Below are 20325 nucleotides of genomic sequence, written 5' to 3' on the forward strand. Positions count from 1 at the left end.
GGACCGGCTCAGTCGCCGGGGACGACGATCGGGCCGGCGTCGCCGCCGCGGCCCCGCCCGTCGTCGTTGCCCGGCCCGTCCCCCTCCGGCGGCCCGTCGCCGCGGTCCGGCGGGTCGAAGATGTCGAATGGGTCGCCGTCCCTGGGCCCCTCCTCGTCCTTCTTCTCCTTCTTGGGCTTGGGCGCACACTGCTCCGTGCACCCGCCGAAGCGCGATCGGTCCACCGGCGTGAAGTCGGCCGCCTCGATCCCCTTCAAGGCGTCGATCATGGATTCTTTCCAGATCCGCCCCGAGATGGACGCCCCGTACACGTACGAGTAGTAGCGTCCGCCGATCGTGATGCTGGTCAGCTTGTGGCCGGAGGCGCCGCGCGGGTCGCCCAGGCTGACCGCCGAGGCCAGGTTCGGCGTGTAGCCGGCGAACCAGGCCGACATATAGTTGTCGGTGGTGCCGGTCTTGCCCGCCGCGTCCCGGCCGATGCCGCCGACCTCGCGCATCGTGCCCTTGGTGAACACGCCCGACAGGATGCCGTTGACCGCGTCCGCGACCTCTTCCTCCAGGACCTGCGAGCACTTGGGCTTGTACTGCTTGGCCTTGCCGTTCCTGTCCTTGATCTCGGTGATGGCCAGCGGCTTGCAGTATTGCCCGCGCGAGGCGAAGACCGCGTAGGAGCTGGCGATCGTGATCGGATCGACCTCGTTGACCCCCAGCGTGAACGTCTCCACCTCAGACAGCTTCTGGCCGTCGGCCCGCTTGACCCCGAGCTTTTTGGCCATCTTGACCACGCTGCAGAGCCCGACCTTCTCCTGGAGCTTGACGAAGAATGTGTTGACCGAGCCCCACGTGCCGCTCTCCAGGGTCTTGAAGCCGCCGCCGCCCTCGCTGGAGTTGCGCACCTCGTGCGACGGGTCGCCGACGTTCTGGCCCTTGCAGTTCTTGAAGGTGCTGTAACCGCCCGCCCGGTAGCCGGCGGGCGCGGGGAAGCCGTCGCCGTACTTCAGGCCCTCTTCCAGCGCCGCGGCCAGCGTGTAGACCTTGGCGGTCGAGCCCTGCTGGAAGCCGGTGCCGCCACCGTGTGCCGCGTCGGCCACGATGTTGTAGCTCATCTCGTTCTTCTTCTTGCTCCCGCCGAACGTCCGCGAGGCGGCCATCGCCTTGATCTCGCCGGTGCCGGGGACGACCATGGCCTGCGAGGCCACGGGCTTGTCCTTGCGGGAGACGAACTCCTTGATGGCCTTGTCGGCGGCCGCCTGCATCTTGGGGTCGATCGTGGTCTTGATCGTCAGACCGCCCCGCTGGAGCAGCTTCCTCCGCTCGTCCGGGTTCTTGCCGAACTCCTCGTTGTTGAGGATCTCGTACTGGACGTAGAGGCAGAAGTACGGATATTTGCTGGCCTCGCAGCCGCCGGGGAACTCGACGTCCTTGTATCCCAGCTTCTTCGCCTTGGCGTCGGTGGCCTCCTGCGCCGTGATCTTGCCAAGTACGACCATGCGGTCCAGCACGGTGTTACGCCGCTGCAGCAGCCGCTCCCGCGACTCGGGGCCGACGTTGGGGTCGGTCCTGGCGGGGTTTTGCACGGCGCCTGCCAGCGTGGCGGCCTCGACGAGGGTGAGCTCGGAGGCAGGCTTGTCGAAGAAGCGCTTGGCGGCGGCCTGGATGCCGTGGGCTCCGGCGCCGAAGTAAGCGATATTGAGATATTTCTCGAGGATCTGGTCCTTGGCGTATTTCTCCTCGATGGCCATCGCGTAGCGCAGCTCGGCCAGTTTGCGGGAGAGCGTCGGGGCGATGGCCGCCGCCTGCTCCTCCGGCGTCTCGGCCTTGTTGACCAGCACCTGCTTGACGTACTGCTGGGTGATCGACGAGCCGCCCTGCGTCACGCCGCCCTGCGTCAAATTCTTGAGGAGCGCTCTGGCCGTTCCTTCCACATCGATCGGCCCGTGCTGGTAGAAACGGAAGTCCTCGATCGCGATCAGGGCGGTCCGCATGATCGGAGCGACCTGGTCGAGGCGTACGGACTGGCGGTTCTCGTAGTAGAAACGCCCGATCTCCTTGCCGTTGGCGTCTTGGAGGATCGTGCGCTCGGGAAGAGGGGGTTCGTCGAGCTCTTCGGGCTTGAGGTCGAGGGCCTCGACGGCGCTCTTCGCCGACACTCCCGCGCCGCCGACCGCAGGCAAGGCCACGGCGGCCGCGAGCACCCCAGCGGCGGTCCCCGCGATGATCAGACGCAGGAGGGCCAGGATGGGGTTGGAGCGATCTTTGCGCTGCGCTTGCACGCATCCAAGAGTACGTGGAAAGCCTGACGTTTTCGGTATCCGACCCCCATTTCACCTTGACTGGTGGGGGTGACTAGTCATTCCCGGTCAAGACTGCCGCGAGAATTTGGTCCTCTGGGGTCTGTCGGCCCGAACGTCTCGTTGCGTACGTTCTCCTCTGCGGCAACTGAATACGGAGGCTCGGCGCCCGCGCCCGTCGGCCCCAAATGACGACTGACCACCTAAGGGGAGTGGGGTCGAAAATGTGGATCACGGATTGGACCTCCCGTGCCGCCTGTAAAGGTGCGGATCCGGATGCCCTGTTCGTGCAGGGCGCCGCGCAGAACAGGGCGAAGCTCATCTGCCGGGGTTGCCCCGTCCGTACTGAATGCCTCGCCGATGCGCTGGACAATCGCATCGAGTTCGGGGTGTGGGGCGGTATGACCGAACGGGAACGTCGTGCGCTCCTGCGACGGCGACCCGACGTGGACTCGTGGCGAGAGCTGCTCGAGTCGGCGAAGGAAGAGTACGAGCGGACCAATGAGTTGATCGCGGGCTGAGCCAAGCCCGGCGAGCCGTGTACGGCCGGCGCCGTCCGCCGGCCGTACGTTTATGAGACGACTACGTGCTCGCCAGCAGCTCGCCGATCTGCCGCAACCCGGCAAGATCGTGAACGTCTTCGGACATGGCGCGGACCTGCGCCACGGGCACCGTGGGGTGGGCCGAGACGAAGTGTTCGCGCTCGCGGCTCTCGCGGGCCTTGAGTTGCATCCGCCCGGCGTGCAGCCGCAGCACGGCGGTGGTCAGCTCGTGTTCGCCCCGGGACTCCAGGTCCTCGGCCGCGGCGGCGCTACGGGCCGCTGAGAGCGCGACGGCAGGGGACATGTGCACCCGGTTGACCACCAGGCCGGCCAGGGGCATACGTTCCTCGGCGAGCCGTTCGACGAAGTAGGACGCCTCGCGCATCGCGTCGCGCTCCGGCGTGGCCACCACGAGGAAGGCCGTGCCAGGGGCCTGCAGCAGCTTGTACGTCATCTCCGCCCGCTGCCGGAACCCGCCGAACACGGCGTCGAGCGCGGACACGAACGTCTGCAGATCCTTGATCACCTGGGCGCCGAGCAGTTTGGTCATGGCCCCGGCCATCAGCCCGAACCCGGCGTTGAGCAGCCGGAAGGCGCTGCGCCCCCCGGCCTTGGCCGGAGCGGTCAGCAGCCGGATGAACCGGCCGTCCAGGAAGCGCCCGAGCCGCTCGGGAGCGTCGAGGAAGTCGAGCGCCGAGCGTGACGGCGGCGTGTCAACGACGATCAGGTCCCACTCGTCGGAGCGGCGCAGCTGGCCCAGCTTCTCCATGGCCATGTACTCCTGCGTGCCGGAGAAGCTGGAGGACAGCGACTGGTAGAAGGGGTTCGACAGGATCTGGCGGGCCCGCTCGGGATCGGCGTGCGCCTCGATGATCTCGTCGAACGTGCGCTTCATGTCGAGCATCATGGCGTAGAGCTGGCCGTCGCCGTCCGGTGAGCTGATCAGCCGTGGGGTGTTGTCCAGCTCGGTGAGCCCCATCGACTGCGCCAGCCGTCGCGCCGGGTCCACGGTCAGCACGACGGCGCACCTGCCGCGCTCGGCCGCGCGCAGCCCCAGCGCCGCCGCGGTCGTGGTCTTGCCCACGCCGCCGGCGCCGCAGCAGACGATGATCCTGGTGCCGGGGTCGTCGAGTATCGCGTCGATGTCCAGCCTGGTGGGCTTCTTCACGCTGCTCCCTGGGTGCGGATGCTCTCTGCCAGCTCGTACAGTCCCGCCAGGTCCACGCCGTCGGCCAGCAGCGGCAGCTCGTACCTCTTCAGCCCCGCCCCGGCCAGCGACTCGCGTTCGGCCTGCTCCAGCTCGGTGCGGCGGGCGTGCTCGGCCACCTCTTCGGCGAGCGACCCGGCCAGCGTCGCGGCCTCGGCGCCGTCGGCCAGCCCCGCCGCCTTGAGCCCGAGCACGAGCTCGCCGACGTCGAAACGGCCCTTGACAGCCGTGTCAAGAGCGGTCTGCGGGAGCAGGGATTCACGCACCATGTTGACGAAAATCCCACCGGCGGGCAGCCCGGCCGAACGCAATTCCGCGATGCCGTCGAGCGTCTCCTGAACGGGCATCTCCTCCAGCAGCGTCACGAAGTGCACCGCCGTCTCCGGAGATTTCACGACACCGCTGACGAGGTCCGAGTGGTTCTTGATCGGCCCCACCTTGGCCAGCCCGGCGACCTCCCTGGTGACGTTCAGGAAGCGCGTGATGCGGCCGGTGGGCGGCGCGTCCAGCACGACCGCGTCGTAGATCCTGCGGCCGTTCTTGCCCCGCCTGCGTACCGCCTCGGTGGTCTTGCCGGTGACCAGCACGTCGCGGAAGCCCGGCGCCACGGTGGTGGCGAAGTCGACGATGCCCATCTTGGTCAGCGCCCGGCCGGCCCGGCGCATCCCGTAGAACATCTCCATGTACTCGAGCATGGCTTCTTCGGGGTCGATCGCCAGCGCGTACACGTCCCCACCGGACGGCGCGACGGCGATCCTGCGTTCCTCGTACGGCAGCGGCGGCAGATCGAAGATCTGCGCGATGCCCTGCCTGCCCTCCACCTCGACCAGGAGCACCTTGCGCCCGCCCGAGGCCAAGGCCAGGGCGAGGGCCGCGGCTACGGTCGTCTTGCCCGTGCCGCCTTTTCCAGTGACGACATGGAGCCGTACGCCGGCCCAGTCCGTGTCCGGAGAGTCCACGTTTCGAGGCTACCGAACGGTCACTTGTCGAAAGCCGGTGACCACCCTTTGAGATTGCTCACACTAATGTGACCGTCATGAAGAAATGGGAGTACCTCACAGCCCCCGTGCTGATCCACAACACGAAGATGATCCTCGACAACTTCGGATCGGACGGCTGGGAGCTGGTCCAGATCCTGCAGGGGGCCACGCCCGAGCAGCTGGTCGCCTACTTCAAGCGGGAGAAGCAGTGACGCCCGAGGAGCGCCTCGAGGCGCTCGGCCTGACGCTGCCCGAGGTCCCCAAGCCGGTGGCGGCCTACGTGCCGGCCGTACGCACGGGAGACCTCGTCTACACCTCCGGTCAGGTGCCGCTGGTCGACGGCAAGCCCGCCAGGACCGGCAAGCTGGGCGCGGAGCTGACCACTGAGGAAGGCGCCGAGATGGCCCGCATCTGCGGGCTCAACGTCCTGGCCGCGCTCAAGTCGGAGGTCGGCGATCTGGGGCGCGTCAGGCGCATCGTCAAGGTCGTGGTGTTCGTGGCCAGCGATCCGGCCTTCACCGAGCAGCCGAAGGTCGGCAACGGCGCGAGTGAGCTGTTCGCCGAGGTGTTCGGGGAGGCGGGCAAGCACGCGCGCAGCGCCGTCGGCGTGTCCGCGCTCCCGCTGGACGTGCCCGTGGAGGTGGAGGTGATCGCCGAAGTCGCCTGAGCGGGATATGTCACCATGACCGAGTGATGTTCTAGAAGGAGGTCATGTGACCGGATTTCCGCTTCCAGCTGAGCTCGCCGCGCGGGCCAGGGATGTTCTCGCCGGACGGGTCGAGCCGGTGCCCACTCGGGACGCCGCGACGGTGGTGATTGTCCGGGAGGGGCCCGAGGTCTACCTGTTGCGACGGAAGTCCACCATGGCCTTCGCGGCGGGTGCGTACGTCTTCCCCGGCGGTTCGGTCGACGGCCGCGACACCGACCAGGCCGTGGCCTGGGCCGGGCCGTCGCCGGCGGAGTGGGGCGCGGTGTTCCACGCGAGCGAGCAGGTCGCCCGCGGCCTGGTGTGCGCGGCCGTGCGCGAGACGTTCGAGGAGTCCGGCGTGTTGCTGGCCGGCCCGGGACCCGGCTCCGTGGTGGCGGACACGACAGGGGATGACTGGGAGGCCGACCGGCTGGCGCTGATCGACCGGAGCCTGGCCTTCGCCGACTTCCTGGCCAGGCGTGGCCTGGTGCTCCGGTCGGACCTGCTCAAGCCGTGGGCGCACTGGATCACGCCGGAGATCGAGCAGCGGCGCTTCGACACCCGCTTCTTCGTCGCCGTGTTGCCCGAGGGCCAGCGCACCCGTGACGTCGGCGGCGAGGCCGACCAGGTCGCGTGGCGGCGTCCGGCCGAGGCGATCGAGCTGGCGCACCGGAGGGAGATCTTTCTGATGCCGCCGACGTATCACACGCTGACCGAGTTGTCGGCGTACGACAGCGTGGCCGAGGTCCTGGCCGCGCACCGGGAGATCGTGACCATCATGCCGAGGGCCGTGGAGATCGGGGGCGAGATGCGGCTGGTGATGACATGAGTGGTTTGCACATCCCGATCGACACGCCTGACGGCTCGCGTACGGGGCACGCCGAAAACCTGCTCGCCCCCAATCCGTCGATCATGACGCTCGACGGCACCAACACGTGGGTGATCGGCGCCGGCGAGGAGGTGATCGTCGTCGACCCGGGGCCGGACGACGACCGGCACCTGCGCCGCATACACGATCACCTGGCCGGCCGTCGCGTCACCCAGATCCTGCTGACCCATGGACACATCGATCACAGCGGCGGCGCCAAGTCCTTCGCCGCGATGACGCACGCGCCCGTACGCGCCCTGGACCCGCGTCACCGGCTCGGCGACGAGGGACTCGCCGACGGCGATGTGGTGACCGTGGCCGGCTTGGAGCTCCACGTGTACGGCACCCCGGGCCACTCGTTCGATTCGCTGTGCTTCTGGCTGCCCGCCGATGGGGCGATGCTGACCGGCGACACGGTGCTCGGCCGGGGCACCACGATCATCGCCCAGGACGGCGGCCTGGCCGACTATCTACGCAGCCTTGACCGGCTCAGGGCGGCGGCGGAGGGCCTGGAGGCGCGGGCGCTGCTGCCCGGGCACGGGCCCGTGCTGCCGGACCCGATCGGGGCGCTGGACGGCTATATCGCGCACAGGCGTCAGCGGCTCGACCAGATCAGGGCGGCGCAGGCACAGGGCGCGCGCACGCCGCGCGAGATCGTCCGCATCGTCTACGCCGACGTCGACAAGTCGCTGTGGGCGGCCGCCGAGATGTCGGTGAAAGCCCAGCTGGACTACCTGGAACGGTTGTAGAGCCGATCCATGTCGAGAATGACCACGGCCTTGGCCTCGATCCGCAGCCAGCCACGCCCGGCGAAGTCGGCCAGCGCCTTGTTGACCGTCTCCCGGGAGGCGCCGACAAGCTGGGCCAGCTCCTCCTGCGTGAGGTCGTGGTGCACCCGCAGGCCGTCCTCGGTCTTGGTGCCGAACCGCTCGGCCAGGTCGAGCAGCTGCTTGGCCACGCGTCCCGGCACGTCGGTGAAGACCAGGTCGGCCAGCACGTCGTTGGTGCGGCGCAACCGCTGCGCGAGCGCGCGCAGCAGATGCAGCGCCACCTCGGGACGGCCGGTCAACCACGGGCGCAAGTCGTCATGGCCGAGGCCCGCCAGCCGCACCTCGGTCAGCGCCGTCGCCGTGGCCGTGCGCGGCCGCGGGTCGAACAGGGACAACTCGCCGAACATCTCGCTCGGCCCCAGCACGCTCAGCAGGTTTTCCCTGCCGTCGGGCGAGGTGCGGGAAAGCTTGATCTTGCCTTCCAGCACGACGTAGAGCCGGTCGCCGGTCTCGTTCTCGTGGAAGAGCGTCTGTCCCTTGGACAGCTGGACCTCGGTGATGCTCGTGCGCAGCGCCGCGGCGCTCTCGCGGTCCAGCGCGGCGAACAGGGGGGCCTTGCCCAGCACATCTTCGGTGTTCACTCTGCCTCCTCTGCTGCCATTGTGACTCACCCCACTCCGAGCAGCACACACAGGTTATGGGAATCCCGGAGTGTTCTGCTTCGTAACGATGAGCCTTATCCAGGGGAAAAGTACCGGAAGTCCTGGATCAAGAGGCGAGCAGGTCGTCGACAGAGGCCACGGCCGTCGCCACGGTATGGCCGAGGAGGACACGCAGCAGGTCCACGGCCCTCGGGCGAGCCGCTGTGTCCGATTGGCGGCATTGCTCCACCGCGATGCGGAGCGTGGGAGGCAGGACCGCGCGATCGCCGTCCTGGACACCGGTCGCCGCGAACACCACAAGGTCGGCCCAGGCCTGTATGTCCTCGGCCGCCGAGCCTCCAGCTTTGGGATGCCAGCCGATGAGCACCTGGCCCCGCGTGCCGAGCGCCACGCTTTCCGGGCTGAGCCGCAGCCCGAACATGCCGCTCGCGTGCAGCCTGGCCAGGGTGGCCGCGCAGGCGATGGCGAGGCGCTGCAGCGCCTGCCCGCGCAACGGCCCCGAGTGCCGAACGAAGTCCGCAAGCGCCGCGCCCTGACCGCTCATGGCCACCGCCTCCCGTGTCGCCAGGTTGTACGCGGTCGAGGCGGTCCAGGGTTCAACCCTTTGTGGTTACCCTTGCGGCATGGCGACGAACGCGGCGGGGCGCAAGCCGGAGACCCAGCTGGCACTGGTGCGGCGGGCGCGCAAGATGAACCGCATCCTCACGGAGACCTACCCGGACGCCCACTGCGAGCTCGACTTCCGCAACCCGCTCGAGCTGCTGGTCGCGACCATCCTCTCCGCGCAGTGCACGGACAAGCGGGTCAACATGGTGACCCCCATCCTCTTCGCGAAGTATCCGACGGCCGAGGACTACGCCGCCGCGGACCGGACCGACGTGGAGGAGATCATCCGCTCGACCGGGTTCTTCCGCGCGAAGACCAACAGCATCATCGGCATGGCGCAGGCGATCTGCGAGCGGCACGGCGGCGAGGTGCCGGGCAAGCTGAAGGACCTGGTCAAGCTGCCCGGGGTGGGCCGCAAGACGGCCAACGTGGTGCTGGGCAACGCGTTCGGGGTGCCGGGACTCACCGTCGACACCCATTTCCAGCGGTTGGTGCGCCGCTTCGGCTGGACTGAGGAGACCGACCCGGTCAAGATCGAGCACGTCGTGGCCGAGCTGCTGCCCAGGCGTGAGTGGACGATCTTCTCGCACCGGGTGATCTGGCATGGGCGTCGCATCTGCCACGCCCGGCGCCCGGCCTGCGGCGTCTGCCCGCTGACTGCGCTCTGCCCCTCGTACGGCACCGGCCCCACCTCGGCCGCCGAGGCCCAGAAGCTCGTCAGATCCGGCCCCTTCTCCTGACCGGCGGGGAAGTCGCCGGAGCCCCGGCGTGTTGGAGGATGCGTGACCCAAGTCCCCGACTGGCTCGACAGGCTGGCGGCGCAAGCGCAGCAGACCCGAGTCCCCCGATACCTGCGGCCACCCGACGGGCGCGGGCGGGCCGCGGCGGTGCTGATGTTGTTCGGAGAAGGGCCGCTCGGGCCCGACGTGCTCCTGATTCAGCGCAGCACGCGCGGCCGCAGGCACGCGGGCCAGCCCGCCTTTCCAGGCGGCGGCGTGGACCCCGAGGACGGCGGCCCGATCGAGGCGGCGCTACGCGAGGCCGAGGAGGAGACCGGGCTCGACCCGAGCGGGGTCGAGGTGCTGTGCGCGTTGTCGGAGCTCTACCTCACCTACAGCGACAACCGGGTCACGCCGGTGATCGGGTGGTGGCGCGAGCCGTCGGCGGTGCACGCGGCCTCGCCCGACGAGGTCGACTCCGTGGAGCGGGTGCCGATCGCCGAGCTGGTCGACCCAGGCAACCGGATCATGTTGCGACACCCCAGCGGCATGGCGGGCCCGGCGTTTCGCGTGCGGGGCATGCTGGTGTGGGGGTTCACGGCGATGGTCCTGGACTCGGTGCTGCGCGAGGCGGGGCTCGAACGGCCGTGGGACTCCTCGCGGATCGAGGAGCTGCCCCCTGAGGTGGTCCGCCTAGCGCGCTGAGCGGAGCGCCACGCCCAGTGAGGCCCAGCCCGCCACGTCGGCATCGCTGTCGCCCGCCAGCATGCGCAGCGCGTCCAGGCCCGCCGGGTCCGGCGGGTCGCCGAGCACGTGGTGCAGCGCGTACGCGGCACCGTACCTGACCCTCGCGTCGTCGTGGCCGGCCAGGTCGATCACGGACGGCAGCGAGCGCGGGTCGCCCAGGTGGCCGAACGCGATCAGCACCGAGTAGAGGACCATGGCGTCGTCCTCGCTGGCGGCCAGGAAGCGCAGCACCGGCAGCGTACGGTCCGCGAACGGCCGCAACATCCCCATGATGTCCACCCCGAGCAGCCGCTCGGGCACGGTCTCCGCGGCGCACAAGCGCCGCGCCTCGATGAACGACTCCAGGTCGCCGCGCTGACGCAGCACGGAGATGACGTGCCAGCGCAGCGGGCCGTCGGGATCGCTGTCCCGTAGAGCTGCGTCGATCAGATCGCGCACTGTTCCCTCGGCCGGCGGCATACCGCTCAAGGTAGCCAGGGGTGACGCCGTCCTGGCCGAAGACTTGCACGCTTGACCGTATCGCTGGCTACCTTTGAAGCGTGCGCGGTGATCTGCTTGACCTCATCTTGATCGGCCTCATGGTCGCCTTCGGCATCTCGGGATACCGCCAAGGCTTCATCATCGGGGTCATGAGCTTCGTGGGGTTCGCAGGCGGAGCCGTGCTGGGCGTGTTCATCGCGCCGCCCATCGCCAAGGCCGTCGTGGACGGCGACACGCCGCAGGCGTTGCTGGCCATCGTGATCGTGTTCCTGTCCGCCACCATCGGCCAGTTCGCCTCCTCGACCATCGGCGCCGTCGTGCGCAGCCACGTCACGTGGGAGCCCGCGAAGATGGCCGACGCGGTCGGCGGCACCTTCGCCAGCGCGCTGTCCGTGCTGGTCTTCGCCTGGCTGATCGGCTCGCTGATCATCTCCACGGCCTTCACCCCGCTCGTCGACCAGGTCAAGAACTCCGCGCTGCTCACCACGGTCGACGACGCGATCCCGCAGGCGGCACGCAACTGGCAGCAGCCGTTCAAGAAGTTCATCGACCGCTCGGAGTTCCCGCCCGTCTTCGACGCCATCGGCGCCGGCCAGCTCATCGACGTGCCGCCGCCCGACCAGAGCGTGTTCCAGGGCGACAGGCTCAACCGGGCCCGGCGCGCGATCGTCAAGGTGCAGGGCAACGCGGAGAGCTGCAACAAGCACATCGAGGGCACCGGCTTCATCTACGCCCCCGGCCGGATCATGACCAACGCGCACGTGGTCGCGGGCGTGACCAGGGACCTGCAGGTCATCGACCACAACAACGTCAGGCACGCGGCCACGGTCGTGCGCTACAACCCGCGCCGCGACATCGCCGTGCTCCACGTCCCCGGGCTCGACCTGCCGCAGCTCGCCTTCGACGGCGAGGGCGGCCGGGGCGACGGCGCGATCATCGCCGGGTTCCCGAAGGGCAAGGGCTTCACGGCCGTGGCGGCCAGGATCGGCGGCCGGCTCGACGCCGAGGGCCCCGACATCTACCGGGAGAACACCGTCACCCGCAAGGTCTACGTGGTCCGCGGTGAGGTGCTGCCCGGCAACTCGGGCGGCCCTCTGCTCACGCCGGACGGCCGCGTCTACGGCGTGATCTTCGCCGCGGCGGTCAACGAGAAGGAGACCGGCTACGTGCTGACAGCCGAGGAGGTCGCCCCCGACGCCTCCGCCGGTCGCAACGACACCACGCCGGCCAGCACGCAGGAGTGCGACTAGCCGCCGGAACCCCCCGCGCGTGAGGGTCTGTCCTCGGACCTTCTCATGGCCAAGCTGCTCAAGGCGGGGAAGATCCGCTCGGTCGGGGTGAGCAACTTCTCCGCCCGCCAACTGGCGCTCGCCCACCAGGTGCTCGCCGGCGAAGGCGTCACGCTGGCCGCGAACCAGGTCAGGATCAACCTGCTGCACAGGGACATCGAGCGTGACGGCGTCCTGGACACCGCCCGCAGGCTGGGTGTCACGCTGATCGCGTACTCGCCGCTGGAGGGCGGGATCCTCACCGGCCGCTACCACGAGGATCCGGCGCTGGCCAGGTCGGCGCCGGTGATGCGCAGGTTCTTCGGGCGCCGCGAGCTGAGCGCTAAGGGGATCGCGCGGACGCGGCCGCTCATCGACGCCATGCGCGAGATCGGGACGTCCTACGGCGTGTCCATGGCGCAGGTGGCGCTGAACTGGGTGATCACACGGTACGGCGACGCGGTGGTGGCCATACCCGGCGCCTCCAAACCGCGGCAGGCGCGTGAGGCGGCGGGCGCGATGGCGTTCACGCTCAGCGAGACGGAGGTCCGCCGGCTGGATGAGCTGTCGCTAACCTGAACCTGTGCCCCGAACGACCAAGCGCGACCGCTACCACCACGGCGACCTGCGGGCCGCGCTGATCGACACCGCGACGGAGCTGATCGCCGAGCACGGGGTCCAATGATTCTCCCTCGCCGAGGCCAGCAGGCGGCTCGGCGTCGCGGTCAGCGCCCCCTACCGCCACTTCGCCGACCGGGATGAGTTGCTGCTCGCGGTCGGGGTGCGGGCGGGCGAGCTGCTGGTCGCGGCCGTCCGCGCCGAAGAGCGCGGCAGCGCGCCCGAGGACCGGCTCGTTGCGGTGGCCAGGGGCTACGTCAGGTTCGCCGCCGAACACCGCGCGTTGTTCGAGTCGCTGTTCGGCGCGGCGCTCTCCCCGATCGGCGAGCCGGAGCTCGAGCGGGCTTCCCAGCCGGTCAAGGAGGCCTTCCACACGGCGGCGATGACGCTGGCGGACGGCGACCCGGCGGCGGCCGAGGCGCTCGGGGTGGCCGTGGCGGCCACCGCGCACGGGCACGCGGGGCTGCTGCACCTGGGGATGTTCGGCCAGGGCGACGAGGCCGTGGACACGGCGGTGCGACGCGCGGCCGCCGCCACCGTCGCGCTCATCGAGGGGCGCGCGGCGCTGCGCTAGCCGGGGAGTTTCTCCAGGATCAAGGCGATCGCCTCGGCCGGGTCGCTGTCGTGGCTCAGGCGGGAGGCGGCCTTGCCGACCGCGTCGTACACGCCCCCGTACGCCTGCGCCTTGGCCGCGCCCCGACTGAACAGCGTCACCGCGCCGGGCCCGTTGCCGCGCTGCAGGTGCGTCAGCCCGACGCAGATCTGCGCCAGGCCCTGCCACAGATCGCGCTCGTCGTCGGGGGCGCACTTCCAGCGGCCCTCGAACACCTCGTGCGCGTTGAACGGCATTCCCTCGCTCAGGAACCTGCGGCCGTCGGCCAGGGCCTGCTCGGTCGTGGGCGCGTAGTCGTCGGGAACCCTGGGCACGCCGGGCGAGCCGTAGGGGAGCGGCCTGCCGAACGCGTCGCGCGGCCTGCCCTGGCGCGGCCGGCCCTCGGGGTCGCGGTCTCTCATCGGTCGGGCTCCGGGTCGGCCAGCCAGCCGAGCAGCTCGGTGTCGAACACGTCAGGGATCTCCTCATGGGGGAAGTGGCCCGCTCCTTCGAGCAGCCGCCACCGGTACGGGGCCGCCACATAGCGGCTCGAGCCCTGGGCCGTACGCGGCAGGACCCGCGGGTCGAGCGCGCCGTGCAGGTGCAACGTGGGAGCCTCGACCTCGGTGCGCATGACGCGGGCGTAGCGGCGGCCGTCAGGACGCAGCTGGGAGCGGCCGAACCAGCGGTGGTATTCCAGCGCGCAGTGCGCCACGGCCGGGATCCTGAACGCCTCGCGGTAGGTGCGCGCGTCCTCGGGCTCCGGCCAGCCGGGCCGCGACCACTCGTCGAGGAACCGGCCGACCAGCGCCCCTTCGCGGCGCCTGAGCCGGTGCTCGGGCAGCAGCGGCAGCTGGAAGCCCAGCGCCTGGGCGCTGGCCTTGAGCTGGCCGAACGGGTCGGTGAGCAGCGCGCTGCGCAGCCGCAGCGGATGCGGCGCGGACACGATGACCAGCCGCCGCACGCTCTTGGGCTCGCGTACGGCCATCGTCCAGGCCAGCAGCCCGCCCCAGTCGTGCCCGACCACGACCGCCCCGGTCTCGCCCAGCGCGCGGATCAGGCCGGCCGCGTCAGCGGCCAGCGTGGGCAGGTCGTAGCCGCGTGGCGGCTTGTCGCTGCCGCCGTAACCGCGCAGGTCGGCCGCGACCGCCCGGTATCCGGCCCGCGCCAGCGAGGCCAGCTGGTGGCGCCAGGTCCACCAGAACTGCGGGAACCCGTGCAGCAGCAGCACCAGCGGTCCCTCGCCGGCCTCGACGACGTGGAAACGGGTGCCGCCGGCGTGCACCGCGCGGTGCGTCCACGGCCCCTCGATCTGGACGACCGACTCGTCAGGCACCATCGCGGGTCACCGGCTCGCGATCGGGACGTGGGGCGGGCAGATGCTCGTCGGGACTCGCGATCTCCTTCAGTCCCTTGATCGACCTGGCGGTGCGCTTCATCCCGGCCAGGCCCTTGAGCCGCCGCACGCCGATGAACACCAGCAGACCCGCGACCACCAGGTAGAACACGGTCACGATGAGGAAGGCGAGCCAGTTGGGCATCCACTGGGCCAGCGCGTACGCGATGGCGAACGAGGCCAGGATCAGGCACAGATGCGCCATGAACGCGGCCGCGGCGAACAAGCCCCCGGCCGTGCCGACCCGCTTGGCGTCGAACCTGAACTCGGCCTTGGCCAGCTCGATCTCCGAGCGGACCAGGTCCGAGATGTGACTGCTCGCCTGGGCGACCAGGGAGCCCAGGGATTCTTCCTCGGGAGTCTGCGGCATGAACGTCTCCTATCGAGGCCTGGTGGCCGTGTCAATCATCATCCAGCGCATTGCGACGCTCGCGTAGCCGAACGTGCTGCTTATCGCCGCGATGTCCCGGCAGTGGAGCCCCTTCGACTCCCAGATCTACCCGATCGGAGAAGATAACGCCCAGGCTAAGTGCGCTCGGTTCCGCCCCTGCCGTTCACCGGGTGGAAGGGGACGCCCCACGAGAAGGCGCATGTCCCGATTTATCAGGACATGCGCCTTCTCGAGGAGGTGGTGTCAGTCTTCGGACTTCGCCGAAGGGAGCTTCTCCGAGATCAGGTTCATCACCGTGCTGTCGGCCAGGGTGGTGACGTCACCGACGCTGCGGTTCTCCGCCACGTCACGCAGGAGGCGGCGCATGATCTTGCCGGAGCGGGTCTTGGGCAGCTCGGGCACCACCAGGATCTGGCGCGGCTTGGCGATCGGGCCGAGCGCCTTGGCCACGTGGTTGCGCAGGTCGGCGGCGATGTCGTCGCTCTCCTCCGCGCTGCCGCGCAGGATCACGAACGACACGATGGCCTGCCCGGTCACCGGGTCGGTCGCGCCCACCACGGCCGCCTCGGCCACCTTCGGGTGGCTGACCAGCGCGCTCTCCACCTCGGTGGTGGAGATGTTGTGGCCGGAGACCAGCATGACGTCGTCCACGCGGCCGAGCAGCCACAGGTCGCCGTCCTCGTCCTTCTTGGCGCCGTCGCCGGGGAAGTACATCCCCTCGAACCTGCTCCAGTAGGTCTCGATGTAACGCTGGTCGTCGCCCCAGATCGTGCGGAGCATCGACGGCCACGGCTCCCTGACCACGAGGAAGCCGCCCCCGCCGTCGGGAACGCTGTTGCCCTGGTCGTCGACCACGTCCGCGGTGATGCCGGGGAGCGGGCGCATCGCGGCGCCCGGCTTGCCGGCGGTCACGCCGGGCAGCGGGCTGATCATGATGGCGCCGGTCTCCGTCTGCCACCAGGTGTCCACGACCGGGCAGCGGCTGCCGCCGATGTGCTCGCGGTACCAGACGTACGCCTCGGGGTTGATCGGCTCGCCGACGGAGCCCAGGATGCGCAGGCTGGACATGTCGTACTTGGCGGGGATGTCGTCACCCCACTTCATGAACGTCCGGATCGCCGTGGGCGCGGTGTACAGGATCGTGATCTTGTACTTCTGGACGATCTCCCAGAACCGGCCGCGGTGCGGCGTGTCCGGGGTGCCCTCGTAGATGACGCTGGTGGCGCCGTTGGCGAGGGGGCCGTACACGATGTAGGAGTGGCCGGTCACCCATCCGATGTCCGCCGTGCACCAGTAGATGTCGGTCTCCGGCTTGAGGTCGAAGACCGCGTGGTGCGTCCAGGCCGTCTGGGTCAGGTAACCGCCGGTCGTGTGCAGGATGCCCTTGGGCTTACCGGTGGTGCCGCTGGTGTAGAGGATGTACAGCGGGTCCTCGGCGTCGTGGGGCTCGGGGGTGTGCTGGTCGCTCTGGCGCTCCACCAGGTCGTGCCACCACACGTCCTTGCCGTTCGTGGGGACGTCCTGGCCGGTGCGTCGTACGACGAGGACGTGCTCCACCTGTGGGCACTCTGCGACGGCCTCGTCCACCGTCGGCTTGAGTGCGCTCGGATTGCCCCTGCGGTAGCCGCCGTCGGCCGTGATCACCAGCTTGGCGTCGGCGTCGTCGATGCGGCTCTTCAGCGCGCTCGCCGAGAACCCGCCGAAGACCACCGAGTGGACCGCGCCGATGCGGGCGCAGGCCAGCATCGCGATCGGCAGCTCGGGGATCATCGGCATGTAGATCGCGACGCGGTCGCCCTTGCCGACGCCCAGCTCTTGAAGGGCGTTGGCGGCCTTGCTGACCTCGGTCTTCAGGTCGTTGTAGGTGAGGGTGCGGGTGTCGCCGTCAGGCTCGCCCTCCCAGAAATAGGCGACCTTGTCGCCGCGGCCCTCCTCGACGTGGCGGTCGACGCAGTTGTAGGCGACGTTGAGCTCGCCGCCGATGAACCACTTGGCGAAGGGGGCGTTCCATTCAAGGGTCCTGTCCCACCGTTTGGCCCAGGTCAGCCGCTCGGCCGCACGCTCCCAGAAGGCGAGACGGTCCGCGGAGGCCTCGTCATAAGCGGTTGCGGTCACGTTCGCGGCCGCCGCCAGGTCAGCCGGAGGTGCGAACCGGCGGTTCTCCTGCAGCAGGTTGGACAGCGCCTGTGGTTCGGTGCCAGGGGTCTCCGGGGCCACCTCGTGCTCCTTCTATGGCCAGGTTGGATAGGTCGTGTCCCACTTCACCAGGTCACAGTGTCCATACACAAGAGGTCTAGACAGGTCTGTACCGTGGGTCCGGGGATGGGGGCGATGCTTATCAGGTCGCATAACAAATGCTATTGAAATGTTGTCATCTTGAAATCAGGAGAATGTCGGGCGGGGTTGGCTTGGGTTTATAGGTCCCCTGGGGCGGCTGTTGTTTGCGTCGGCCGGTCCGGTCGTCCTTTCCCATGACTTTCCGCCCGGTCCCTACCAGTTGTGCGGTACGGCTTGTGACGATGCGACTTGCGCGGTGGGGCTTGTGTGATGCGACTTGTGCTTGTGCGGTGGGGCTTGTGCGGTACGGCGGTGGCGCGCGCCGGCGGTTGCGGCCCGACCTCGAGCGGCTTTGAGCGGGCCTTGGAGGAGCAGACCGTACTCACGGGTAAGGTCGGTTTCCGTGAGTGACCCATTGGCCGTCATCGCGCGGTTCCCCGGCGTGCCGGAGGCGGTGGACGAGGCTCGCGAGGCCGTCGACAGGCTCTACCGCCACCGCGTGCTGCGCCGGGCGAGCCCCGCCGTGTCCGCGGAGTCGTCCTTGCGCGGAGCGCGTGCGTCGGCCGCCGTCGAAGGCGTCGACGTGCCCCTCGACGCCCTGCGCAGGGACGAGATCCACGACCCGCTCGTCCAGGGGGCGCTACGGGCGTCGGCCGAGATGGGCCGCCTGGGCCCGACCTGGCGCAAGGCGCCGCGCCAAGTGCTGGCCCGCCTGCACACGGTCGCGGCGGCCGGCCTCGTGCCGCAGGCCGCGCTGGGCCGCCCCCGTACGGAAGACGAGGCCCCTGACCCGCTGGAGCTGGGCCCGGCGCCGGACGCCAAGGAGACCGCGGCCCGCATGGACGGCCTGATGGACCTGCTGGAACGTCCTACAAAGGCGCCCGCGATCGTGCTGGCCGCCGTGGTGCACGCCGAACTGGCCGTGATGCGGCCGTTCGGCTCGGCGGACGGGGTGATCGCGCGTTCGGCCGAGCGGCTGACCCTGGTCGAGTACGGGCTGGACCCGAAGTCCCTGGTGGCCGTGGAGGTGGGGCATCTGGAGCTGCCGTACGCGGCCGGGCTGAGAGCGTACGTGAGCGGCACGCCGGAGGGCGTCGGCCAGTGGGTACAGCAGTGTGCCTCCGCGGTAAGCCTCGGGGTGCGCGAGACGACCGCCATCTGCGAAGCCATGCAAAGGGGCTGAGCCGGAGAGGCTGACATAGCTGACGGCGTCTCAGTCAAGAGACGCCGTCTGCCGGTGCATCACGCCGGGTTACCAAGCGTGCACCTGTATTCGTCGGAGCGGGTCAAGCCCGTCACGACGCGCCTCCCGCGGCTGGTCGCGCGTGGGTGCCCGGCTGATGCACCCGGACAAGTGGTCCGTAAATCCTTTCTACGACGGATTCGCCCTGATGGGAACCCCTTGGACCAAGACCTTTACCCGGCCGTGGAGCGGAGCCCAGGTGGGCGCGCGGGCTCTCGGGCGAGCCAACCTGGTTACCAAGCCGTGGCGATCACTCTCCGTGATCGCCTTTATGCGATCGTTATCGGGCGGCGAAAAAACTTGGCGAAAATGCGAGATTGCTCCTCGACGAAACTCGATCCGATCGGGCAGCATACGGGGGTATCGCCTCGAAACTGGAGCGACCTTGCACGGGATAGGTTTGCCAGTCCCTTGCCAGGCTCTGGTGAAGTGATGAAAGCTTTCTTCTGAAACGGGACCGGCTCTACCCCCCCGGAGCCGGACCGGTCAGGCGACCCCCGCTCTCCCCCCCCGGCGGGGGTCGCCCCTTTTCCGGCCTGTGCCCCCTTACGGCCGCCCGGACCCGCCGCCCCGGCTCTTCTCACATCCGGACCCGCCGCCCGGCTCTTCCCGCGGCCCACGGCACTTCCTGCCACCCTGGTTCTTTCCGGGGCCCACCTCACGGCACTCCCCGCAGCTCCGACGGCGCTACCGAGCTCTTCGACCTCCAATGGCGTTTCACGCGGAGGCGCGTTCGGTCCTACGGTCCTCCCAGCAGCGGGGTCACAACAGTTATCCAGCAGTTATCCACAGGAACACCACCACCGACCCCGCTCTATCCCCAGAACCGCGTTCGGCCCCTCACCGCCACGACCACCTGCAACAAGATGTCCCTCCCATCAAACGGGAGGCCGACATGCACCGACCTTTGGTCATCACCGACGACCACGCCCTGCTGGACGACCTGGTCCGGATCGCAGCCGCAGCCGGCGCACAACTCGACGTGGCCCACGTCCCAGCCCACGCCCGCCCGTACTGGAATCTCGCCCCACTCATAGCAGTGGGCGCCGACCAGGCAGAAGCAGTGGCCGCGTCATCACCTCCCGCCCGCGATCAAGTCCTGCTGGTCACCCGTGACCTCGAGGACCCGGACACCTGGCGAAAATGCGTCGCCGTAGGCGCCCAAGCCGTCGTGAGCCTCCCCGCTGACGAACGCCACCTGGTGGAGCGGCTGGCAGATGCCATCGAGCCAGACCCGCGCTCCGGAGCGGTGATCTGCGTGACCGGCGGCCGCGGCGGAGTAGGCGCGAGCGTCTTGTCAGCCTGTCTGGCCCTCCACGCCTCCGGCAGCGGCCACCTCCGCACGCTCCTCGTGGACGCCGACCCTCTGGGCGGCGGCATAGACGCGCTGCTGGGCCACGAGGAGGCATCAGGCGCTCGCTGGGGAGACCTCGTAGCCAGGGAGGGCCGGATCAGCTGCGCAGCCCTGCAGGCGGCGTTGCCGTCGTTCGGCGACCTGGCGGTCCTGGCCTTCCACCGGGGTGAGGTGGCCGAAATCCCGGCTCAGGCCATGCGCTCTGTCCTCGAAGCCGGCCAGAGAGGCTTCGACCTGGTGATCGTGGACCTTCCACGTCATCTCGACCCGGCCGCCATCGAGGCCCTCACCAGAGCGAACGCCACCCTCGTCGTGGCGGCGGCCGACGTACGCGGAATCCTGTCCGCGGTCCAGGTCCTGTGCGAGGCCCGCAAGCACACCTCCGACCTGCGCGCGATCCTCCGCCCCGGCATCGTGGACGACGACACGGCAGTGGCCGCGCTCGGCATCCCCTGCGCCGGCACCCTCCCCGACCAGCCAAGACTCACCGCCACCCTCAACCGCGGCGAGCTACCCAAACTAGGCCCGCGCACCGTCCTAGGCGGCCTCTGCGCCTCCCTGCTACGCGACGTGCTGCCACCGTGACGAGCCCCGCGTCCGGTCACTGGGACGGGCCCCATGCCCGG

At 69.5% G+C, this 20325-nt stretch carries 22 protein-coding genes; 12 read left to right on the forward strand and 10 right to left on the reverse strand.

Annotation, left to right across the window (positions count from 1 at the left end; genetic code table 11):
* Positions 1 to 8: 8 nt before the first annotated feature.
* On the reverse strand, positions 9 to 2273 hold the full coding sequence (locus ACTWQA_RS50805; protein WP_443166023.1) for a transglycosylase domain-containing protein: 2265 nt from the start codon (positions 2271 to 2273) through the stop codon (positions 9 to 11).
* A gap of 242 nt (positions 2274 to 2515) precedes the next feature.
* Here ACTWQA_RS50805 and ACTWQA_RS50810 point away from each other — a divergent pair, with 242 nt between their 5' ends.
* Positions 2516 to 2812 (forward strand): WhiB family transcriptional regulator, encoded by a 297-nt coding sequence (locus ACTWQA_RS50810; protein ID WP_020542548.1) that lies wholly within the window; start codon positions 2516 to 2518, stop codon positions 2810 to 2812.
* A gap of 61 nt (positions 2813 to 2873) precedes the next feature.
* Here ACTWQA_RS50810 and ACTWQA_RS50815 read toward each other — a convergent pair whose 3' ends face one another.
* Together ACTWQA_RS50815 and ACTWQA_RS50820 are read right to left on the reverse strand one after the other, a co-directional pair.
* Complete coding sequence (locus tag ACTWQA_RS50815) at positions 2874 to 4001, reverse strand: ArsA family ATPase (protein WP_305914324.1); 1128 nt, start codon at positions 3999 to 4001, stop codon at positions 2874 to 2876.
* Positions 3998 to 4999, reverse strand: a complete 1002-nt coding sequence (locus ACTWQA_RS50820) for an ArsA-related P-loop ATPase (protein ID WP_443166024.1) — start codon at positions 4997 to 4999, stop codon at positions 3998 to 4000. The genes ACTWQA_RS50815 and ACTWQA_RS50820 overlap by 4 nt, the downstream gene beginning before the upstream one ends.
* A gap of 77 nt (positions 5000 to 5076) precedes the next feature.
* Here ACTWQA_RS50820 and ACTWQA_RS50825 point away from each other — a divergent pair, with 77 nt between their 5' ends.
* The 4 genes from ACTWQA_RS50825 to ACTWQA_RS50840 are packed head-to-tail and all read left to right on the forward strand — an operon-like array spanning position 5077 to position 7325.
* Entirely contained in the window at positions 5077 to 5232 is a 156-nt protein-coding gene (locus ACTWQA_RS50825) for a hypothetical protein (RefSeq protein WP_090945153.1), read from the forward strand.
* Complete coding sequence (locus ACTWQA_RS50830; protein WP_443166025.1) at positions 5229 to 5687, forward strand: RidA family protein; 459 nt, start codon at positions 5229 to 5231, stop codon at positions 5685 to 5687. The genes ACTWQA_RS50825 and ACTWQA_RS50830 overlap by 4 nt, the downstream gene beginning before the upstream one ends.
* A gap of 46 nt (positions 5688 to 5733) precedes the next feature.
* Positions 5734 to 6537: an NUDIX hydrolase gene (locus tag ACTWQA_RS50835; protein WP_443166026.1), complete on the forward strand. Its 804-nt coding sequence runs from the start codon at positions 5734 to 5736 to the stop codon at positions 6535 to 6537.
* The gene (locus ACTWQA_RS50840) at positions 6534 to 7325 is read left to right on the forward strand and encodes an MBL fold metallo-hydrolase (protein WP_443166027.1); all 792 of its coding nucleotides are present in this window, start codon (positions 6534 to 6536) and stop codon (positions 7323 to 7325) included. Before ACTWQA_RS50835 ends, ACTWQA_RS50840 begins: the two co-directional genes overlap by 4 nt.
* On the opposite strand, the gene ACTWQA_RS50845 is transcribed toward ACTWQA_RS50840, so the two are convergent.
* Both ACTWQA_RS50845 and ACTWQA_RS50850 read right to left on the reverse strand, forming a co-directional pair.
* Entirely contained in the window at positions 7307 to 7987 is a 681-nt protein-coding gene (locus ACTWQA_RS50845) for a Crp/Fnr family transcriptional regulator (RefSeq protein WP_371825713.1), read from the reverse strand. The genes ACTWQA_RS50840 and ACTWQA_RS50845 overlap by 19 nt on opposite strands.
* A 127-nt stretch (positions 7988 to 8114) precedes the next feature.
* Positions 8115 to 8552 carry a hypothetical protein gene (locus ACTWQA_RS50850; protein WP_443166028.1) on the reverse strand — a complete coding sequence of 146 codons (438 nt, stop codon included), beginning with the start codon at positions 8550 to 8552 and terminating at the stop codon, positions 8115 to 8117.
* Positions 8553 to 8631: 79 nt separating this feature from the next.
* Between ACTWQA_RS50850 and nth the strand changes: the two genes are divergently transcribed.
* Together nth and ACTWQA_RS50860 are read left to right on the forward strand one after the other, a co-directional pair.
* Positions 8632 to 9354 carry an endonuclease III gene (nth, locus tag ACTWQA_RS50855; RefSeq protein WP_443166029.1) on the forward strand — a complete coding sequence of 241 codons (723 nt, stop codon included), beginning with the start codon at positions 8632 to 8634 and terminating at the stop codon, positions 9352 to 9354.
* 42 nt (positions 9355 to 9396) lie between these two features.
* Positions 9397 to 10038 carry an NUDIX hydrolase gene (locus tag ACTWQA_RS50860; RefSeq protein ID WP_443166030.1) on the forward strand — a complete coding sequence of 214 codons (642 nt, stop codon included), beginning with the start codon at positions 9397 to 9399 and terminating at the stop codon, positions 10036 to 10038.
* On the opposite strand, the gene ACTWQA_RS50865 is transcribed toward ACTWQA_RS50860, so the two are convergent.
* Positions 10027 to 10539, reverse strand: coding sequence for a HEAT repeat domain-containing protein (locus tag ACTWQA_RS50865; protein ID WP_327586385.1), 513 nt, complete (start codon positions 10537 to 10539; stop codon positions 10027 to 10029). The two genes, ACTWQA_RS50860 and ACTWQA_RS50865, sit on opposite strands and share 12 nt — an antisense overlap.
* 80 nt (positions 10540 to 10619) lie before the next feature.
* Here ACTWQA_RS50865 and ACTWQA_RS50870 point away from each other — a divergent pair, with 80 nt between their 5' ends.
* The 3 genes from ACTWQA_RS50870 to ACTWQA_RS50880 all read left to right on the forward strand — a co-directional run bounded on the left by ACTWQA_RS50870 (position 10620) and on the right by ACTWQA_RS50880 (position 13020).
* Positions 10620 to 11810 (forward strand): MarP family serine protease, encoded by a 1191-nt coding sequence (locus ACTWQA_RS50870; protein ID WP_327586384.1) that lies wholly within the window; start codon positions 10620 to 10622, stop codon positions 11808 to 11810.
* Between the two features lie 45 nt (positions 11811 to 11855).
* Positions 11856 to 12407 carry an aldo/keto reductase gene (locus ACTWQA_RS50875; RefSeq protein ID WP_443166031.1) on the forward strand — a complete coding sequence of 184 codons (552 nt, stop codon included), beginning with the start codon at positions 11856 to 11858 and terminating at the stop codon, positions 12405 to 12407.
* A gap of 184 nt (positions 12408 to 12591) precedes the next feature.
* Entirely contained in the window at positions 12592 to 13020 is a 429-nt protein-coding gene (locus tag ACTWQA_RS50880; RefSeq protein ID WP_443166032.1) for a TetR-like C-terminal domain-containing protein, read from the forward strand.
* Here ACTWQA_RS50880 and ACTWQA_RS50885 read toward each other — a convergent pair.
* The 4 genes from ACTWQA_RS50885 to acs form a co-directional block, all read right to left on the reverse strand.
* Entirely contained in the window at positions 13017 to 13460 is a 444-nt protein-coding gene (locus ACTWQA_RS50885) for a DUF309 domain-containing protein (RefSeq protein WP_443166033.1), read from the reverse strand. The two genes, ACTWQA_RS50880 and ACTWQA_RS50885, sit on opposite strands and share 4 nt — an antisense overlap.
* A complete protein-coding gene (locus ACTWQA_RS50890; protein ID WP_443166034.1) occupies positions 13457 to 14377 on the reverse strand; it encodes an alpha/beta fold hydrolase in 921 nt (306 codons plus the stop codon). Before ACTWQA_RS50890 ends, ACTWQA_RS50885 begins: the two co-directional genes overlap by 4 nt.
* Positions 14367 to 14804, reverse strand: a complete 438-nt coding sequence (locus ACTWQA_RS50895) for a phage holin family protein (RefSeq protein ID WP_327586379.1) — start codon at positions 14802 to 14804, stop codon at positions 14367 to 14369. Before ACTWQA_RS50895 ends, ACTWQA_RS50890 begins: the two co-directional genes overlap by 11 nt.
* 264 nt (positions 14805 to 15068) lie before the next feature.
* On the reverse strand, positions 15069 to 17042 hold the full coding sequence (gene acs / locus ACTWQA_RS50900) for an acetate--CoA ligase (protein ID WP_443166035.1): 1974 nt from the start codon (positions 17040 to 17042) through the stop codon (positions 15069 to 15071).
* Positions 17043 to 17505: 463 nt separating this feature from the next.
* Here acs and ACTWQA_RS50905 point away from each other — a divergent pair, with 463 nt between their 5' ends.
* Both ACTWQA_RS50905 and ssd read left to right on the forward strand, forming a co-directional pair.
* The gene (locus tag ACTWQA_RS50905) at positions 17506 to 18285 is read left to right on the forward strand and encodes an oxidoreductase (RefSeq protein ID WP_443166036.1); all 780 of its coding nucleotides are present in this window, start codon (positions 17506 to 17508) and stop codon (positions 18283 to 18285) included.
* 955 nt (positions 18286 to 19240) lie between these two features.
* The gene (gene ssd / locus ACTWQA_RS50910) at positions 19241 to 20284 is read left to right on the forward strand and encodes a septum site-determining protein Ssd (protein ID WP_443166037.1); all 1044 of its coding nucleotides are present in this window, start codon (positions 19241 to 19243) and stop codon (positions 20282 to 20284) included.
* Positions 20285 to 20325 lie beyond the last annotated feature (41 nt).

Origin of the sequence: Nonomuraea sp. 10N515B, from assembly GCF_052245915.1 — a bacterium.
In the GTDB taxonomy this organism is placed as follows: Bacteria; Actinomycetota; Actinomycetes; order Streptosporangiales; family Streptosporangiaceae; genus Nonomuraea.

Bases quoted from the DNA above. Each gene is read 5' to 3' on its own strand.
- ACTWQA_RS50840 (WP_443166027.1), top strand. From the start codon at position 6,534: ATGAGTGGTTTGCACATCCCGATCGACACGCCTGACGGCTCGCGTACG.
- ACTWQA_RS50875 (WP_443166031.1), top strand. From the start codon at position 11,856: ATGGCCAAGCTGCTCAAGGCGGGGAAGATCCGCTCGGTCGGGGTGAGC.
- ACTWQA_RS50895 (WP_327586379.1), bottom strand. From the start codon at position 14,804: ATGCCGCAGACTCCCGAGGAAGAATCCCTGGGCTCCCTGGTCGCCCAG.
- ACTWQA_RS50850 (WP_443166028.1), bottom strand. From the start codon at position 8,552: ATGAGCGGTCAGGGCGCGGCGCTTGCGGACTTCGTTCGGCACTCGGGG.
- ACTWQA_RS50825 (WP_090945153.1), top strand. From the start codon at position 5,077: ATGAAGAAATGGGAGTACCTCACAGCCCCCGTGCTGATCCACAACACG.
- ssd (WP_443166037.1), top strand. From the start codon at position 19,241: ATGCACCGACCTTTGGTCATCACCGACGACCACGCCCTGCTGGACGAC.
- ACTWQA_RS50810 (WP_020542548.1), top strand. From the start codon at position 2,516: ATGTGGATCACGGATTGGACCTCCCGTGCCGCCTGTAAAGGTGCGGAT.
- ACTWQA_RS50865 (WP_327586385.1), bottom strand. From the start codon at position 10,539: ATGCCGCCGGCCGAGGGAACAGTGCGCGATCTGATCGACGCAGCTCTA.
- nth (WP_443166029.1), top strand. From the start codon at position 8,632: ATGGCGACGAACGCGGCGGGGCGCAAGCCGGAGACCCAGCTGGCACTG.
- ACTWQA_RS50890 (WP_443166034.1), bottom strand. From the start codon at position 14,377: ATGGTGCCTGACGAGTCGGTCGTCCAGATCGAGGGGCCGTGGACGCAC.
- ACTWQA_RS50885 (WP_443166033.1), bottom strand. From the start codon at position 13,460: ATGAGAGACCGCGACCCCGAGGGCCGGCCGCGCCAGGGCAGGCCGCGC.